We start from the raw sequence: 18,031 nt of genomic DNA on the forward strand, positions 1-18,031 counted from the left end.
GGAAAAGGCAATCGGCAAATCAAAACAAAAAAGCCGGAGCGGCGAGCTCCGGCTTTTTTCGCTTACAATGACAGCCTATTCGGCTGCGGTTGCCTCTTCGCTCAAGGCAATTGTATTGGCTTCATAGCCATGAGCATCCTTCAGTGCTTTACGCACGCCTGCTTCATAGTCGGGATGAACGAGCTTGAAATGACCAAGCTGACGCTCGATGATGAAACCGGGCACGCCGTTCATTGCCGCGGCAATGTTTGCAAACAGGCGCTGTCTTTGTCCTTCATCGAACAGGTTGAACAGGGCGCGCGGCTGCGAGTAATCGTCATTGCCGATGCGGTGGTTATAGCGGTCCGCATCACCGGAAATCTTCAGCGGCGGTTCCTTGGCGGACGGCTGTTCAACCGGGCCGTTAAAGGAGTTCGGCTCGTAATAAGCGTCGGAATTGCCGGTCTTGATGCCGCCATAGACATTCATCTGGCCATCGCGGTGATAGTGATGGACCGGGCACTTCGGCTGATTGACCGGAATGCTTTCGTAATGCGTGCCAAGCCGGTGACGGTGCGCATCCGCATAGGAGAAAATACGCGCCTGCAACATCTTGTCCGGGGAAAACCCTATGCCGGGAACGATGTTGGAGGGCGAGAAGGCCGCATTCTCAATCTCGGTGAAATAGTTTTCCGGATTGCGGTTCAGTTCCATGATGCCGATATCGATCGGCGGATAATCGGCGTGCGGCCAGACCTTGGTGAGATCGAACGGATTGTAGGGCGTCTTGTCGGCTTCGAGTTCCGGCATGATCTGCACCTGAACCTTCCACTTCGGATAGTCGCCCTTATCGATGGAGGTGAAGAGGTCTTCCTGCGTGGATTCACGCGTGCGGCCAATCACGCCCTCAGCTTCCGCATTGGTCCAGTGCCTGTGGCCCTGCATGGTCTTGAAATGGAACTTGACCCAATAGCGTTCGCCTGCATCGTTCCAGAACGAATAGGTGTGAGAGCCGTATCCGTTGATGTGACGCACATCGGTCGGCAAGCCGCGATCCGACATCAGGATTGTCACCTGATGCAGGCTTTCCGGCGAGAGAGACCAGAAATCCCACATGGCCGTTGCCGAACGCAAGTTGGTCTTGGGATGGCGCTTCTGGGTATGAATGAAATCCGGGAACTTGACTGGATCGCGCACGAAGAACACAGGCGTGTTGTTGCCGACCAGATCCCAGTTGCCGTCCTCCGTGTAGAACTTCAGGGCAAAGCCGCGCACATCGCGTTCCGCATCGGCAGCGCCCAGTTCACCGGCAACGGTGGAAAAACGCGCCAGCATCGGCGTCTGCGCACCCGGCTGGAGAGCCTTGGCCTTGGTATATTTCGAAATATCGCCGGTGATGGTCAGTGTACCATAAGCACCCCATCCCTTGGCATGCACTGCGCGTTCCGGAATGCGTTCACGGTTTTGATGGCTCAGTTTTTCAATGAGCTGATAATCCTGCATCAAAAGCGGGCCGCGCTCGCCCGCACTCAGGGAATTCTGATTGTCCGGTATCGGAGCGCCTGCACTCGTCGTCATTATCGGGCGATCTGCCATGGGAATTCCCTCCTGAAAAGCCAATATTGGAATACGACCAGCCTTGCCAGAGGCATCATACGGCTCGTCCGTGTCACGCCGTAGCAAGGTAACTGACGTAGATTAGACCTATTCCAATCATAATCTCCAATTGCTTTTTCGATAATTTTCGATAAGATTTTCCTATCATGTTCACAGTACGTCAGATGCGCTATTTCGAATCGCTTGCCACCACACTGCATTTTCGCAAGGCCGCCCAACTGGCGCACGTGTCGCAACCGGCACTTTCGGCCCAGATCGCGGAAATGGAAGCCGTTGCAGGGGCACCGCTTTTTGAACGCTCGCAGCGGCAGGTCATAATGACAGAGCTCGGAAAGCAACTTTATCCGGGCATCCAGACAGTCTTGCGTGAGCTCCATTCACTTGAGGAGATAGCTGCGCAAAGCCGGGGTCTCCTGCAAACGCGGTTGCGGCTGGGCATAATACCCACTGTCGCCCCCTATCTTGTCCCGGTCCTTATTCCGCTTTTGCGTGAACGGCATCCGACCTTTCGCCTTCAATTGCGAGAAAGTGTAACCGCCAAACTGCTTGACGAACTGCATGCCGGTGAAATCGACGCGATTGTCGCAGCCCTTCCCATAGATGACGAGCGCCTTGCGCAGAAAAAACTTTTCGATGATCGCTTTCTGATTGCGACCTCCACCAATGATCAGACGGTCCTCGCTTCACCAATGACACAGGACAACGTCGCTCTCGAACGATTGCTCCTGTTGGAAGAAGGACATTGTATGCGGGATCAGGCACTTGCCGTTTGCTCACTGCCCTCGCAGCGCCAGCTGGTAAAGTATGGCGCCACCAGCATGACCACCCTTTTACAAATGGTGAGCCATGGCATGGGCCTTACACTCATCCCCGAAATCGCGGTGCACGCCGAAACACGTAGCAACCATATGCGTATCGTCCCATTTGCGGGCGAACAGCCGAAACGAGAGATTGCGCTGTTCTGGCGGCGCCAGAGCATGCGTCGGAAGGATTTCAGCGCCCTCGCCGACTGTATCACCGAAAGCGCCAACCAATTGAAAGTGAGCCCGGACGATCTCAACACTCTCGTAAGAGCTTAACACTCTTAAGGCTGCATTAAGCTTGGAAGCATAGCCACCCAACGTTTTGATTCTGAAACCTATTGCCTGGAGGGGATAATGAGGTGGTCTGATTTGGGGGCCTATGGTGTGGTCTTTTGCCTTAGCCTGGGATATTTCGCGGCGACGAGCGACAGTTCGCGATCGTCTGCACCCCCACGTACCAGCAACAGTGTCGCGAAGAGTGCGGCGACTGCGCCGCAAAAAGCGACGACGGCTGCAAACACGCATAACGCGCCCGTAAAGGCCGCGGAGATTGAAGACGTAGCCTGGAACATACCGGATCCAGATACATTGCCTGACGACGCGTGGGGACGTGTTGTGCGTCAGGGCCGCGATCTGATTACCGCGACTTATGCGCATATCGGCCCGGAAGTAGCCGATGAAACGAAGCGTTTGGCAGGCAACAATCTTTCGTGCCAGAGCTGCCATCTGGAAGCTGGCACCAAGAAGTACGGACTGCCGCTCGTTGGGGTCTACGGCGACTTTCCACAGTATCGCTCACGGGAAGGTCAAGTCGGCACGATCGAAGACCGCGTCAATGGTTGTATGACTCGAAGCCTGAACGGCAACGCGCTCCCTATCGACTCCGCCGAGATGAAGGCGATGGTCGCATACATCAAATATGTATCTGCTGGCACGATTGTCGGTGAAAACACGAAGGGGCGCGGCTCCGGAAAAATGCCTGAATTGAAGCGCGCGGCCGATCCGGTACATGGCGAGAAACTCTACGCCGAAACTTGCGCCGCCTGTCATGGAGCGGATGGTCAGGGCAAACGTGTCGGAGTCGTGGGCGATGCAAAAGGTTACGAATTTCCGCCGCTCTGGGGGCCAGACAGTTTCAACGACGGAGCAGGCATGAACAGGCTTATTTCAGCCGCGAATTTCATCCATGCCAATATGCCGAATGGCGTATCGCTGGAAGAGCCGCAACTGGAGCCCGAAGACGCCTGGGACATTGCCGCCTTTTTTCAATCGAAACCGCGCCCGGCAAAGGCGCACCTGGACAAAGATTTCCCGAACCGGTTGGAAAAGCCGGTGGATGCTGGCTATGGCCCTTATGCCGACGACCTGCCCGCTCAAGCGCATAAAGTTGGCCCCTTCGATGAAATCCGCGCAGAGATCAAGAAACTGAAGGCCGTGACCAACTGAAAATAGAAAAGGCGGCGCCAATCGCGCCGCCTTTCTACCTCTACCGAGGCGATATGGTATTACATACCGCCGGGATAGTTGGGGCTTTCACGGGTGATTGCGACGCCATGCGAATGGCTTTCCCGCAGGCCGGCATTGGAAATGCGCACAAAGGTTGCCTTTTCGCGGAACTCTTCCAGCGTCTTCGCTCCCACATAACCCATGGAAGCACGCAAGCCCCCTGCAAGTTGGTGCAGAACCGCAGAAATCGGCCCCTTATAGGCGACCTGTCCTTCAATACCCTCGGGCACGAGCTTTAGCTCATCGCGGACTTCGGCCTGGAAATAACGATCAGCCGAACCACGCGCCATTGCGCCGACCGAGCCCATACCGCGATAGGCTTTGAACGAACGGCCCTGATGCAAATAAACTTCCCCGGGGCTTTCTTCCGTACCGGCCAGCAAGGAACCGGCCATTGCCGCGACCGCTCCGGCCGCCAGCGCCTTGGCAAAATCGCCCGAGAACTTGATGCCGCCGTCAGCGATCACCGGGATATTCTGCTTCTGCGCTGCTTCCACGGCAGACATGATGGCCGAAAGCTGCGGAACGCCGACGCCCGCAACAATACGGGTGGTGCAGATCGAGCCCGGGCCGATACCGACCTTGACCGCATCCGCTCCAGCATCGATCAGCGCCTTGGTACCAGCAGTCGTCGCCACATTGCCCGCGAGAATTGCGACATTCGGATAGGCTTTCTTGATGCGGGCGACAGCATCGAGAACGCGCTGCGAATGGCCGTGCGCGGTATCAACGACCAGAAGATCGACCCCCGCTTCGATCAAGCGCTCGGCACGCTCATAACCGTCTTCACCGACGCTTGTTGCAGCTGCGGCGCGCAGGCGCCCTTGAGTATCTTTGGCGGCGTTGGGATTGAGCTGCGACTTTTCAATGTCCTTGACGGTAACGAGACCGACACAACGGCCTTGATCATCGACGACAAGAAGCTTTTCAATCCGATGGGCATGCAGGAGGCGCTTTGCTTCGTCCTGATTGACATTCTCACGAACCGTAATCAGGTTTTCGCGGGTCATCAATTCGTGGATTTTCTGCTTCGGGTCGGAAGCGAAACGGACGTCGCGATTGGTCAGGATGCCGACAAGACGTCCCGGACCCTTCGTTGCATTCTCAACGACCGGAATACCGGAAATACCGTGCGCCTTCATCAATGCCTGCGCGTCGGCAAGTGTGGCATCCGGCCCGATGGTGACGGGGTTCACAACCATGCCAGACTCGAATTTCTTCACCTGACGAACCTCCTCAGCCTGACGCTCCGGCGTGAGATTGCGATGAATGACGCCGATGCCACCGGCTTGAGCCATTGCGATGGCCAGACGGGATTCCGTCACAGTGTCCATGGCAGCCGATAGAAGAGGAAGGTTAAGTTCGATATCCTTGGCGATGCGCGTGCGCAGATCGACCTGCCCCGGCATTACTTCGGAATGGCCCGGCTGCAACAGCACATCGTCGAATGTGAGAGCGAGAGCGCCAGTGGGCGATTCCACGATTTTAGCCATTGCCAATTCCTTTGCCGATTTTATCGAATGAGAAAAGCCGCCTCTCCAGAATAGATCCGGGAGCAGCGACGAGTCTGGTTTGCTAGGTTGAATTGGCACCGGCTGGTAACACGGTTATGACCAAATGGAAAGCCTTTTGCATACAAGTTTCAGTTACCGATAAGATTTCGCGTGATAAATCTAATCATCGAAATCGGGCAGCAGCAGATTTGCAGGGCAAAGTGAGAAAATCCTATAGACGCGTACCGCTTATCCGCCGGTCGAAAGCCATGTGGATGTCACCTCATGTCTGGAAGCCGCGACTTGTTTTTTGGTGCGGCGCGCTGGCCATCGGTCTTATCAGCGTCGGCTTTGCCGAAGCTGCTGATATTGCGCAGGATTGGTTCAAGACGCTCACAAGCGGGAACAATTGGCGCGCTTGGCTTCCTCTGCTTGTCACACCGCTAGGGTTTATGGCCTGTTCCTGGGTCGCCCTCTCCTGTTTTCCGAACGCAGGCGGAAGTGGCATCCCGCAAGCAATTGCCGCCCGCCACCTGCACGATCATGATGATCGATCCCTGTTGCTTTCGATCAGAACCGCAATCGGTAAAATCATTCTCACCCTTGCCGGACTTTTCAGCGGCGCTTCCATCGGGCGTGAGGGACCGACCGTGCAGATCGGCGCATCAATCATGATGCAGTCAGCGCGTTTCGGCGGCATGGAGCAGGCACGTGGCCTCATTCTCGCCGGCTCGGCGGCCGGCATTGCGGCAGCTTTCAATACGCCGCTTGCTGGCGTCGTCTTTGCAATCGAGGAAATGGGACGTGCCTATGCCGCCCGGACCAACGGGCTTGTGCTGTCGGCCGTCATTCTCGCCGGTCTCGCTTCGCTCGGCCTTGTCGGAAACTATAATTACTTTGGGCTGACCACCGTTACGGCTTCGACCGGCAAGGATTGGGTTCTGGTGATTGCGTGCGGTGTAGTCGGTGGTGCATTCGGGGCTGCCTTCAGCGCGCTCGCGCTTGAACTGGGACGCCGTGTGCGACGCCGCATTCAAAAAGCCCCTCTTCGCAATGCCGTGCTTTTCGCAGGCATTTGCGGTCTCCTGGTCGCAGTCATCGGCATCGTGTCCGGCGGATCGACCTTCGGTGCAGGCTACGATCAGGCGCGGAGCGCTGTTGAAGGGCTGGCTCTTCCACCTTTCTATTTTATTGCGAAGTTTCTTGCCGGGCTCCTCTCCATGCTTTCGGGGATACCCGGAGGAATATTTGCGCCGTCTTTATCGGTCGGCGCCGGGTTGGGTAGCACAATCGGCCTCATTCTTGGAACGAGCGCCAGCCTTGCGGCTGTGCTCGGCATGGCGGGATATTTTGCCGGTGTCGTGCAAGCGCCCATGACAGCATTCGTCATCATTTTGGAAATGACCGGCAATCATAACAATGTCATTCCACTCATGTGCGCATCAATGCTGGGCTATGGTACCGCGCGGCTGATTTCTCGCGAGCCGCTCTACCATGCTTTGTCACGTGACTATGTGGCCGAGGTTCTGCGCCAGCGCCGTGCGCGCGAAAAGAATACACTCTCTCAATAGAGTAAAATGGAGGAGAAAACTGTTCATGGATCGCAGAACATTTGCCAAGTCGCTTGCGGGACTTGGGGCAATGCCCTTTGTCGTTAATGCCGCGTCGGCAGCTACGGAGGGAGGAGCAAACATGCTGGAACTTATGGGTGGAAGTATTACGGACGTGCCCGGAATCAAGCTGGGACATCACACACTGACAAAACGCCCGACCGGCTGCACCGTGCTTCTTTGCGAAGAAGGGGCTTCTGCGGGCGTCGACGTGCGCGGTTCTGCGCCCGGCACACGCGAAACCGACCTGCTCGATCCGATCAATTATGTGCAGCAGGTTCAGGCTATCCTTCTGTCCGGCGGCAGCGCCTACGGTCTGGCGGCGGCAACCGGCGTCATGCGTTATCTCGAAGAGAACAATCTCGGCTTCAAGATTGGTAAAGGCGTCGTTCCAATTGTACCGGCCGCAATCCTCATGGATCTGGGCGTCGGCGATTTTTCTGTGCGTCCCGATGAGGAAGCCGGCTATCTCGCCTGCAAGGCAGCCAAAACTGAACCGTCCGGTGAAGGCAATATCGGCGCTGGCGCGGGTGCGACGGTCGGCAAGATGTTCGGCATGGACTACGCCATGAAAGGCGGGCTCGGGACAGCCAGTTTCAAGGTGCCCGGCACCGAAATTGTGGTTGGCGCGATTGTTGCCGTCAACGCTGTCGGAGATGTCTATGCCCCGAACTCACGCCGGATACTGGCGGGCGCGCGAACCGAGGACGGCAAGGGCTTCCGTGATACCATATCCGCCGTCATGCAGGGCCATGGCGTCGTTAAGTCGGGCGGAGCCAATACGACAATCGGCGCGATAGCGACCAATGTTCCGTTCGACAAGGCGCAACTCAAAAAGATCGCTGGCATGGCGCATGACGGCTTTGCACGCACAATCAACCCGGTCCATACGATGTGGGATGGTGACACCATCTTCGCGCTTTCCACAGGCAAGGCAAAGAACGTGGAAGCCGATGTGACGGCGATTGGGGCGATTGCCGCCACCGTCATGGCTGAAGCCGTGGCGCGTGCAATCGTCAATGCAGACAGCCTTAAGGATTTGAATCTGCCAGCATTTAAGGATTATTCCGCGCAATAGGGTCATTTTCAGCTGAGACTGCGGTGTATTCGGCCAAACTCCGGATACACACCAGTCAATCTGGCGGACTGTAGAAGCGAGTTCTTTACAGAAGCGAATCCTTCTATAGTCCGGCCATGCCAATTCGACACTTAAGCGAAACCATCATCAATCAGATCGCGGCGGGTGAGGTCATCGAACGCCCCGCCAGCGTTATCAAGGAACTCGTCGAAAATGCCATCGACGCTGGCGCGACCCGCATCGAGGTCGTGACAGGTGGTGGCGGCAAGACCCTGTTGCGCGTGACGGATAATGGCTCAGGCATCCCCGTCGACGAACTGCCATTGGCGGTTTCCCGCCACTGTACCTCAAAGCTTTCCGACGACGTGCACGACATTCGCGCACTCGGATTTCGGGGCGAAGCTCTGCCATCAATCGGCTCGGTCGCAAAACTGACCCTGAAATCCCGTCCGCAGGATGCTGATTCCGGCTTCGAAGTTTCAGTTTCCGGCGGACATCTCGAAGGTCCCCGCCCTTCCGCACTCAATCGCGGAACGATTGTCGAGGTGCGTGATCTTTTTTACGCGACGCCCGCTCGTCTTAAATTCATGAAGACGGATCGTGCGGAAGCTTCCGCCATAACCGATGTCATCAAACGCATCGCGATTGCCTTTCCGCATATCCGCTTTTCGCTTGCAGGCACTGACAGGACACCGCTGGAACTGGCCGCAACCGGCAGCGGCGCGGAAGCCACGCTGGAGCGTATCAATCAGGTACTTGGAAAAGAGTTCGGCGAAAACGCGCTTGCCATTGATGCAGAGCGCGATGGTGTGCGACTTGCCGGATTCGTCGGCATTCCCTCCCATAATCGCGGCAATGCCCTGCATCAGTTTGCCTATGTGAACGGTCGCCCGGTGCGCGACAAGCAACTTTTCGGCGCATTGCGCGGAGCCTATGCGGATGTGATGGCGCGCGATCGCCATCCGGTCGCCGTATTGTTCCTGACGCTCGACCCGGCAACAGTCGACGTTAACGTGCATCCTGCCAAGGCTGACGTGCGTTTCCGCGATCCGGGCCTAGTACGCGGACTTATCGTTGGTGCAATCAAACAGGCACTGGCGCAATCAGGCATACGGCCTGCAACGAGCGGTGCCGAGGCCATGCTGCAAGCCTTCCGCGCAGAAGGGTTTCAGCCCTCTTCGCCATCCTTTGCTTCGCGTTCTTCTTCTACAGGTTACGCCTCCGGGGGCTGGCGTCCTGCACCTCCCGCCCCTCGGACCGAATGGTCTCCGCAGACCGCACATCCAGCCCATAGGCCACTCGATTTCGCAACCTCGCCATCTTTTCAGGAGAGCAAGCAGGCGACGCTTGCAGCCGTCAATGTGCTCGCGGCGGATGCCCGTGCAACAGTTCACGAAGCGCCAGCGGAACTACAGCAGAAACCGCTTGGTGCCGCCCGCGCGCAAATCCACGCCAACTACATCGTGTCCCAGACGGAAGACAGTCTCGTCATCGTGGACCAGCACGCTGCACACGAACGCCTCGTTTACGAAGCCTTGAAAAATGCACTGCATTCCCGCCCGATACCGGGACAAATGCTGCTTATTCCTGAAATTGTGGATCTGCCGGAAGAAGATGCCGAACGGCTGGCCACGCACGCGGAAACGCTCGCACGCTTCGGCCTTGGCATTGAACAGTTCGGCCCGGGTGCTATCGCCGTGCGTGAGACGCCCGCCATGCTCGGCGAAATGAACGTGCGGCAATTGATCCGCGACCTGTCGGACGAGATTGCAGAACACGATACTTCCGATGGGCTGAAAGCAATGTTGAACCATGTGGCTGCAACAATGGCCTGTCATGGTTCCGTGCGTTCTGGACGACGGCTGAAGCCAGAAGAAATGAATGCACTCCTGCGTGAGATGGAAGCCACTCCCGGGTCAGGAACCTGCAATCACGGTCGCCCGACCTATATCGAGCTGAAGCTGACAGATATCGAAAGGCTTTTTGGCCGGCGTTGATAAAATACGACCAAGCAAGATGCGGTACACTGGACGCGATGCACGACGCTTGCTAGAGTCAGCCGCAAAGGTTTTAGATACATGAATAGATTTGAATCGCCCCGCTCTTCCGAAGCTGTTCTGCGCTATCTCGACGGTGATTACGAGATTGTGCGGCATGGCGCCTATGTGCCATGCGCTGTAACCGGAGCGCATATCCCGCTTGATGAACTCAAGTACTGGAGCGTATCGCGGCAGGAACCCTACGCGTCGGGGCTGATTTCTTTTGAACGTGAGCTGGAAGTCAATCCCGAGCTTCGTGCTCGGAAGAAAGCGTAAGTGAACCCCTTACACGACTTTTGAAACGCTCTGTGACCGTATCCAGAATATGGCCAAGCGTATCTTTGCGTTCAAATTTGAGATCGACGTCGAGGACGGCGAGTTTCGCTAGAAAGCCGGCGGGAACTCCGACCATCGTTGCCAGCCGCACTTGATCCTTTGCCGTGGTGATCAGTCCCAATCCTTGGCGGCGAGCCGTATCTGACAGACTTCGAATATCTTCGGCTCCAAAACTGTGATGATCCGGGAATGAGCGCGTTTCCACAATCTCGCCACCGGCTTCAGCAACACTCGCATAGAATTTTTCAGGGTTGCCGATGCCAGCAAATGCAAGCCACCGATTGCCAGCGACCAGTGTCTTGGACGAAGGCTCAAGCCGGGCTTCATATATTGGCCGACCCGCTCTCGACGCCTGCCGGATAACGAAATCGGCGCCATCGCCCTTACCGATACGCAGCAAAGCGTCGGTCTTACGCATCTGATCGGTCAGCGGAGCGCGCAACGGGCCTGCCGGTATGACCTTTCCATTGCCAATACCGCGTGCCGCATCCACCACTAGCAGTGAAAAATCAGCAAAAAGCCGTGCGCTCTGAAAACCGTCATCCATGATGATGAAATCACAGCCGAGCGTCTGCAGGTGTCGCGCTCCCTTTAGCCGATCAGGACAGAGAGCTACCGAGGCGTGACGCGCCAGCAGAAGCGGTTCGTCTCCAACGTAACGTGCACTGTCATGCGCGGCATCGACAACGTGCAATCCCTTGTAAGCGCCGCCATATCCACGCGAGACGATACCGGGACACAAACCTCGCGCTTTGGCGCCATTGGCAAAGGCGATGGCGGTCGGGGTTTTTCCAGCTCCCCCTACCGTGAAATTGCCAATGCAAAGTACGGGCAGGGAAATTCGCGGCGGTTCCGCCTTCAAAAGCCGTCGCCCCGCCACCGCGCCGTAAAGCCAGGCAGCAGGCGCCAAGGACACAGCGCGCCAATCAGGCTTTTCCCACCAGAAAGGCGGCGCCTCACTCGCCATGGTCAGTGTCCGCCCGGCTGATACGCTGCCTCATTGCGATTGCCGGGCAACTGCGCCTGCAGGATCAATGGCTGGATAAATGGCTCAAGCGCTACAAGCGTACGGTCCAGCGCACCGCGCATATCCCTTACCGTAGTCGCACCGGCATTGATCATCGCACGAAGATGCTGAGGATTGTTGAATAGGAAATTAATCGCCCCAGCCAGCATGTTGCGATCCTTCACAATCCGCGCACCACCATTCTTGATGAGGCGCTGAAAAGACTCGCGAAAATTCTGGACATTTCGCCCCGTCAGTACGGCGGTCCCCATCATGGCGGGTTCCAGCGGATTATGTCCGCCTTCCCTGGTCAGCGAGTTGCCAATGAATGCTATCTCGGTGAGCTGGAGATAAAGCCCCATCTCCCCGATCGTGTCCCCCAGAAGAATATCCGTATCGGCTTCAATCGGCTCGCCCGCGCTTCGGCGTGCAACCTTGAGGCCCTTTTCAACGAGCATGGCCTCAATAGCTGGAGCACGATCCGGATGGCGCGGAACGATAATCGTGATGAGATGCGGATAGCGTAATTTCAGCATCTGATGAACTTCAGCGGTAATCGCCTCTTCGCCGTCATGAGTGGAAATTGCGGCCCATGTCCGGCGTCCGCCGATCTGACGCTGCAAAGCCGCCAAAGCCTGCAGATCAGCTGGCGGAGGGTTCGTATCCACTTTCAGATTTCCTGAAACGCTAACAGGGCGCGCTCCCAGCGCCCGGAAGCGATCAGCATCAAGTTCCGATTGTGCGACCACATAGGCAAAATTTTCAAAGAGCGCTTCGGCCAAAGCCGGTCTTTTCTGCCAGGCAGCAAAAGAGCGATCAGACATGCGCCCATTGACCAGAACCTGCGGCGTATGGCGGCTGCCGAGCGAAAGCACTGTTGCGGGCCAGACTTCGGACTCACAACCAATCGCAAGATCAGGTTTCCAGTGATTGAGAAAGTTGTTGACCGCCGGTTGCAGGTCCAGCGGTGCATATTGATGGAAAACCTTATTACCCAATTGATCCGCAACAACTTTCGCCGACGTCACGGTGCCCGTTGTCAGCACGATATGAATACCCGTCGCAGCGATGCGCTCAATTAACGGCGTGATAGCAACGGTCTCGCCGACACTTGCTGCATGAGCCCAAATGACAGGCCCCTGCGGGCGTGCGATAACGGACTTGCCGTAGCGCTCGCCACGACGCGCGCGTTCTTCCTTGCCACGAGAAGCGCGGTAGGCGATGTAAGGCCCCATGAAGGGATAGGCCGCGGAGCCGAGTACGCGGTAGGCAGACAACATATTGCGCGCCCAGCGTTCGCTCATTTCGCTTTCTCCAACGCTGCATAGGCCCTGGCGGTCGCGTCGTTGAGTTGGCGCGTCAGCTCCATGCGTTTTTCTTCCAATTGCGTGTCATCAGCGTTCGCTTCGACCCATACATTGTCGCCGCGCACGATAACCGAACGCCCGAAGGGCAGAGGAATCGCCGTCTTGTCCCACGACTTTTCCAAAACATGGTTCCGGGAGAAAGCATAAGCAACCGGTATTATCGGACGACCGGATAATTTCGCCAATAAAATGATACCTTCGCCTGCTTCCCGTGCCTTGCCGTGGGCAATGTCCGCTATCATTGATGTCGACTGCCCTTTTTTGAGGGCATTCTTCAACGTCAGAAGTGCACGCGCACCGCCCTTTTCAGGTTTCGAGCGCGAGCCCCGCCCACCGGAACCACGCACCGTCATCAAACCGAGTTTTTCAGCAACGCGAGCATTCAATTCTGCGTCCGCACTACGTGAAAACATGGCAACGAGTTCAATTCCCTTGGGACGGATAAACGGTCCCATAAGATGTTGCCCATGCCAGAAAGTCACGATGAAAGGATCATCATTGCCGACGAGTGCCTGCGGATCGGCAGATTCCTTCAGACGCGGGTTGGTGAAATAGACAAACTTGAAGTAAGCGGTGATCAGCCACACAAGCACAGATTTAACCACGGCAGATTGCGCCAGCGGTCCGCGAATGCGCCGCCAGAAGCGCTTCGCGATCCCTTGCTTCCTGCGCTCGGGGGGCTGACCTGAGCTGTATTTACTTTGCATCCAGTATCGGCCGCTGCTCAATCCGCCTTCAATGTCACACCTTCGGGATCGAGCAGCCGATGCAGATGCACGATGAAATAGCGCATGTGGGCATTATCTACCGTTTGCTGGGCCTTGGACTTCCACACAGTCTTCGCGGACTCATAGTCCGGGTAGATGCCAACGATATCGAGGTTTTCAAGGTCACGGAATTCAACGGTGCCAAGCTTTTTCAGCTCCCCACCGAACACCAGATGTAGAAGCTGCTTTTTGTCGCCTTCGACGCTCATGACAATTATCCCTGAACAAATTTTGGTCCGCGGCATGATTAACCCAAGGGTCAGCCCGCGACAACACTCAACATTTCTTGCAGAAGGTCACCGCTGGCGGCAACGAGAGCGCCATGGCTCAGCGTTTGGCCACCATATGCGATCGGTAAGGCATCGCTTGTCAGGATTGCCCCGCCCGACTCACTGAGGATCAGATCAGCTGCTGCCAGATCCCAATCATGCGAATTTGGCCGAATGAAGGTCCCGGCGATTTCTCCGCGGGCCACCATTGCAATACGATAGGCCAGAGAGGGAACATAAGGATAAATCTTTACCCGATCCCGCCAGCTTTCCGGCAACGCCGTCACCATATTCCGCGCTGATGCGACCGTGACCTGTTCACCGGGCAGTGGTAACCGGACGCGAATGGCAGCGCCATTTTGCGAAGCCCCAACGCCCTTGCCTGCCTCAATGAGCTCCTCTCGCGCCGGACATTCCAGAACGCCAGCCAAAGGGCGACCGTTTTCAACGACAGCAATGCTCACACACCATTGATCTTGTCCGGCGATATAAGCGCGGGTGCCGTCGATAGGGTCAACCACAAAGGCTCGGCTACGTTTAGCAGCCGCCCGTTCATCGACAGTCTCTTCCGATATCCAGCCATAATCTGGCCGTGCATTCAAAAGGGCTTCCTTCAAATAGCGGTCGACGGCAAGGTCCGCTTCGCTTACGGGCGATATACCGTCTTTCAGCCAAACTTCCGGAGACCTGCCGAAGTAGCGCATAGCAATGCGGCCTGCTTCGCGCGCCGCATCGCGCAAGAGCGCCAGCTCCCTGGAAATTTCGTTTTGCTTGTCAATTTCCGGCAAGGGTCATGCCTTCGATTACGAGTGTCGGCGCCGTCATCCCGAAATTCCGGTCGATATCGGAAGCTGGCGTCATATTGAGGAACATGTCCTTGAGGTTCGAAGCAATAGTCACTTCGCTGATCGGATAGGCGAGTTCCCCATTTTCGATCCAGAAGCCCGACGCGCCTCGGCTATACTGGCCGGTAATCATGTCCACGCCCTGCCCGAACACTTCCGTCACGTAAAAACCTGTACCGATTGCGCGGATTAACTCTTCCGGCGATTGTGAGCCTGGTTCGATGGCAAAATTGGTGGATGCAGGCGAAACCCCGGAGCCGGAGCGAACGCCGCGCCCATTGCCTTGCAGTCCGAGCTCGCGGGCGCTCGATCCGGAAAGCAACCAATGATTGAGAACGCCGTCCCCCACCATCGTCAACGGCTGGCCCTCGATCCCTTCGCCGTCGAAAGGACGCGAAGAAGAGCCGCGAACAACCAATGGATTGTCGGTAACGTTTACACCGCGCTTGAGAACCTGTTTGCCGAGACTATCGCGAAGAAAGCTGGTCTTTCGCGCAACCGAAGCGCCGTTGATGGCGCTCGCGAGATGTCCGGCAATACCACGAGCGAGTCTAGGGTCGTAAACGACCGTGACAGGACCGGTTTTTGCCTGTCGGGCACCCAGTCTCCGCACAGCGCGTTCGCCCGCGCGGCGACCTATATCGTCGGGCTTATCCAGATCGGAAAAATGCAACCGCGAACTGAAATCATAATCGCGCTCCATTTTCGTGCCCTCGCCTGCAATGGCTGAGACCGACCGCCCAAAACGTGTAGCCGCATAGTGCCCCGAAAAACCTGTCGATGTGACAAGCACGAGGCCACCTAGACTGCGCGAAGCGCCAGCGCCCCCTGAATTCGTCACACCTTTCACGGCCAGCGCCGCCTCTTCCGTCGCAAGGGCATCCTTTGTCAATCGCTCGGAATCGATTTCCGTTGAATCATAGAGATCGAGATCGCGAGGTGATGCCACAAGCAGCGATGGGTCGGCGAGTTGTTCATAAGGATCTTCCGGCGCAACCCGCGCCATCGCAACGGCCCGCTCTGCTAGACGATCCGGATCAGCGCTTGCGTTAGCTGAAACACTGGCAATGCGGCGGCCGACAAAAACCCGCAGGGAGAAATCATCGCTTTCCGACGATTCGGTTCCCTCAACCTTGCCCAGTCTCACCGACACGCTAACAGAACGTGCTCGCATCACGACTGCGTCAGCGTGATCGGCACCTGCCCGCTTGGCAGCGGCCACGAGCGCGGCGGCTCGATCGACAAGTTTTTCCGCCGAATTATCTGAAATCATTATATAATCCGAGTTTCCCAAGCGCATTGCGGTTCCGCCAGACACCATAACCTGCGGCGTGATCGAAACCGGGACTTGTCAAAAAATATCGTCAAATCGTTCGACATCGGGCTGATTACAGCCATATCTTGTTTCTATATTGCCGAAATCAAAGGGCTTCAAGGCAAGCCCTCCCACATTTCTCCAAATTCCAAGAGCTTGGCATGGTTGCGACTGGCGGAAACCTCTACCTACAGTGTCTGATGATTCTGGGCGGTGCGATTATCGCTGCACCGCTGTTCAAGCGATTAGGGCTTGGCACGGTCCTCGGCTATCTTGCCGCAGGCATCACGATTGGTCCCGTGGCCAGCCTGATTGCCGATGGCGAGGAATTTCTGCATTTCTCCGAGCTCGGCGTCGTGTTCCTGCTCTTCATTATCGGTCTCGAACTGAAACCGTCGAGACTTTGGTCCCTCCGCCACTCGATTTTCGGCCTGGGGAGCGCCCAGGTGCTGCTTTGCGGAGCCGCGCTCACCGCCCTTGGCATCTACTTTGCCGGTCTCAGCACGGAAGCAGGTATCATCATTGGTTTTGGCCTCGCGCTCTCTTCCACGGCATTTGCCATGCAGGTGCTGGAAGATCGAGCCGAAACCAACCAGAAACATGGGCAGCGTGCCTTTGCGATCCTACTGTTCCAAGACCTCGCTATCGTTCCAATTCTTGCAATCATTCCGGCACTGTCACCGAACGAGCCTTCACAGGCCAGCGCGGGTTTTCATCTCGCCACAGCTATCGCGGCCATTGCAGCGCTGGTGATTGCAGGACGTTATCTCATCAATCCCATGTTCCGGATCATCGCCAACACCGGTGCCCGCGAAGTGATGATTGCCGCAGCGCTCTTTGTCGTCCTTGGGTCGGCAAGTCTGCTCCAAGCCGCAGGCCTTTCGATGGCCATGGGCGCGTTCATTGCAGGGGTCTTGCTGGCTGAATCTTCTTACCGGCACGAACTTGAAGCCGATATCGAGCCATTTCGCGGTATTTTCCTTGGTTTGTTCTTTGTCGCGGTCGGCCTTTCGCTGAACCTTTCCGTGATCCTGCAATATTGGAAAATTATCGTTCTTGCTGTTCCCGTTTTCATGGTGACAAAGATTGTGATCATTTACCTGCTTTGCCGCATCTTTCGGTCTAGCCACAACGATGCTGTCCGGATCGCTTTTCTCCTGCCTCAGGGCGGCGAGTTTGCGTTCGTTCTGTTTTCCGCCGCCACGGCAGCAGGCATAATCTCCAGCGCTCTCGGTTCAGAGCTTGTCGCTGCCGTGACCGTGTCCATGGCACTAACACCGCTTTCTGTTGCAATAGGTTCGAAACTGCTCATCAAGGACAAAACGGTCGATGTGATCGAGGAGAATTTTGACGGCGCCGGTTCTGACGTGTTGATGATCGGCTTCTCGCGTTATGGCCAGATTGCCGCACAAATCCTGCTTGCCGGCGGTATCGACGTTACTGTGATCGACAGTTCGCCCAACCGCGTCCGTGCAGCCGGGAAATTCGGCTTTCGAATCTACTTCGGCGACGGCACGCGCAAAGATGTGCTGGAAGCATCCGGAATCCGAAAGGCGAAGATCGTCGCCGTCTGTACACACAAAAAGGAAACGACCAACCACATCGTCAATCTCATACAATCGGAATATCCAGATGTGCGACTGTTCGTTCGTTCATATGATCGCGAACACACCTTGCAATTAAGGGCTCAGGGCGTGGAATACGAACTGCGTGAAACGTTCGAGTCCGGTCTGCTTTTCGGTCAGCGGACGCTCGAAGGGCTCGGCATGGCCGAAGCACAGGCCTATGGAATTCGGGAAGAGGTGCGTCAGCGCGACGAGGATCGGCTCCACGTCCAGGCATCGGAAGGCATCATGGCCGGCCGCCACTTGCTGTTCAACAAGCCTGTTACACCTGAGCCATTGGTCAAACCCACTCGCGAAGGCCAGCGCATCGACAAGGGACCGGAAGATATAGCTGCCCCCTCGTCGCCACAGGCCGTCCCGGCGGAATAGCGCTCTG

At 56.6% G+C, this 18,031-nt stretch carries 15 protein-coding genes; 7 read left to right on the top strand and 8 right to left on the bottom strand.

Features of this window, described 5'->3' with window-relative positions:
• Nucleotides 1–75: 75 nt before the first annotated feature.
• Nucleotides 76–1,575, bottom strand: coding sequence for a catalase KatA (katA, locus tag J9800_RS15210; protein ID WP_114215886.1), 1,500 nt, complete (start codon nucleotides 1,573–1,575; stop codon nucleotides 76–78).
• 167 nt (nucleotides 1,576–1,742) lie between these two features.
• Here katA and J9800_RS15215 point away from each other — a divergent pair, with 167 nt between their 5' ends.
• The gene (locus J9800_RS15215) at nucleotides 1,743–2,675 is read left to right on the top strand and encodes a hydrogen peroxide-inducible genes activator (RefSeq protein ID WP_114215887.1); all 933 of its coding nucleotides are present in this window, start codon (nucleotides 1,743–1,745) and stop codon (nucleotides 2,673–2,675) included.
• A gap of 78 nt (nucleotides 2,676–2,753) precedes the next feature.
• A complete protein-coding gene (locus J9800_RS15220; RefSeq protein ID WP_114215888.1) occupies nucleotides 2,754–3,845 on the top strand; it encodes a c-type cytochrome in 1,092 nt (363 codons plus the stop codon).
• 59 nt (nucleotides 3,846–3,904) lie between these two features.
• Here the strand turns inward: J9800_RS15220 and guaB are convergent, their stop codons facing one another.
• Nucleotides 3,905–5,398 carry an IMP dehydrogenase gene (gene guaB / locus J9800_RS15225; RefSeq protein WP_114215889.1) on the bottom strand — a complete coding sequence of 498 codons (1,494 nt, stop codon included), beginning with the start codon at nucleotides 5,396–5,398 and terminating at the stop codon, nucleotides 3,905–3,907.
• A gap of 221 nt (nucleotides 5,399–5,619) precedes the next feature.
• On the opposite strand from guaB, the gene J9800_RS15230 reads away from it, so the two are divergent.
• The 4 genes from J9800_RS15230 to J9800_RS15245 all read left to right on the top strand — a co-directional run bounded on the left by J9800_RS15230 (nucleotide 5,620) and on the right by J9800_RS15245 (nucleotide 10,401).
• The gene (locus J9800_RS15230; protein WP_114216113.1) at nucleotides 5,620–6,969 is read left to right on the top strand and encodes a chloride channel protein; all 1,350 of its coding nucleotides are present in this window, start codon (nucleotides 5,620–5,622) and stop codon (nucleotides 6,967–6,969) included.
• A 25-nt stretch (nucleotides 6,970–6,994) separates the two neighbouring features.
• Nucleotides 6,995–8,086, top strand: a complete 1,092-nt coding sequence (locus J9800_RS15235; protein ID WP_114215890.1) for a P1 family peptidase — start codon at nucleotides 6,995–6,997, stop codon at nucleotides 8,084–8,086.
• A gap of 116 nt (nucleotides 8,087–8,202) precedes the next feature.
• Nucleotides 8,203–10,083, top strand: a complete 1,881-nt coding sequence (gene mutL, locus J9800_RS15240; protein ID WP_114215891.1) for a DNA mismatch repair endonuclease MutL — start codon at nucleotides 8,203–8,205, stop codon at nucleotides 10,081–10,083.
• 81 nt (nucleotides 10,084–10,164) lie between these two features.
• Entirely contained in the window at nucleotides 10,165–10,401 is a 237-nt protein-coding gene (locus J9800_RS15245; RefSeq protein ID WP_112586083.1) for a DUF2093 domain-containing protein, read from the top strand.
• Here J9800_RS15245 and lpxK read toward each other — a convergent pair.
• From lpxK to J9800_RS15275, 6 genes are read right to left on the bottom strand one after another with little or no spacing between them, the layout of a single operon-like run.
• Entirely contained in the window at nucleotides 10,367–11,428 is a 1,062-nt protein-coding gene (lpxK, locus tag J9800_RS15250) for a tetraacyldisaccharide 4'-kinase (RefSeq protein WP_114215892.1), read from the bottom strand. The genes J9800_RS15245 and lpxK overlap by 35 nt on opposite strands.
• 2 nt (nucleotides 11,429–11,430) lie before the next feature.
• Entirely contained in the window at nucleotides 11,431–12,771 is a 1,341-nt protein-coding gene (gene waaA / locus J9800_RS15255; protein ID WP_114215893.1) for a lipid IV(A) 3-deoxy-D-manno-octulosonic acid transferase, read from the bottom strand.
• Nucleotides 12,768–13,541 (bottom strand): lysophospholipid acyltransferase family protein, encoded by a 774-nt coding sequence (locus J9800_RS15260; protein WP_112586089.1) that lies wholly within the window; start codon nucleotides 13,539–13,541, stop codon nucleotides 12,768–12,770. Before J9800_RS15260 ends, waaA begins: the two co-directional genes overlap by 4 nt.
• A gap of 17 nt (nucleotides 13,542–13,558) precedes the next feature.
• On the bottom strand, nucleotides 13,559–13,810 hold the full coding sequence (locus J9800_RS15265; protein ID WP_112586091.1) for a DUF4170 domain-containing protein: 252 nt from the start codon (nucleotides 13,808–13,810) through the stop codon (nucleotides 13,559–13,561).
• Nucleotides 13,811–13,860: 50 nt separating this feature from the next.
• Nucleotides 13,861–14,658, bottom strand: a complete 798-nt coding sequence (locus J9800_RS15270; protein ID WP_114215894.1) for a 3'(2'),5'-bisphosphate nucleotidase CysQ — start codon at nucleotides 14,656–14,658, stop codon at nucleotides 13,861–13,863.
• The gene (locus J9800_RS15275; protein ID WP_114215895.1) at nucleotides 14,645–15,988 is read right to left on the bottom strand and encodes a TldD/PmbA family protein; all 1,344 of its coding nucleotides are present in this window, start codon (nucleotides 15,986–15,988) and stop codon (nucleotides 14,645–14,647) included. The genes J9800_RS15270 and J9800_RS15275 overlap by 14 nt, the downstream gene beginning before the upstream one ends.
• A gap of 203 nt (nucleotides 15,989–16,191) precedes the next feature.
• On the opposite strand from J9800_RS15275, the gene J9800_RS15280 reads away from it, so the two are divergent.
• Nucleotides 16,192–18,024 (top strand): monovalent cation:proton antiporter-2 (CPA2) family protein, encoded by a 1,833-nt coding sequence (locus J9800_RS15280; RefSeq protein WP_114215896.1) that lies wholly within the window; start codon nucleotides 16,192–16,194, stop codon nucleotides 18,022–18,024.
• Nucleotides 18,025–18,031: the final 7 nt, after the last annotated feature.

The organism is Ochrobactrum sp. AP1BH01-1 (assembly GCF_018066705.1).
Taxonomy (GTDB): Bacteria; Pseudomonadota; Alphaproteobacteria; order Rhizobiales; family Rhizobiaceae; genus Brucella.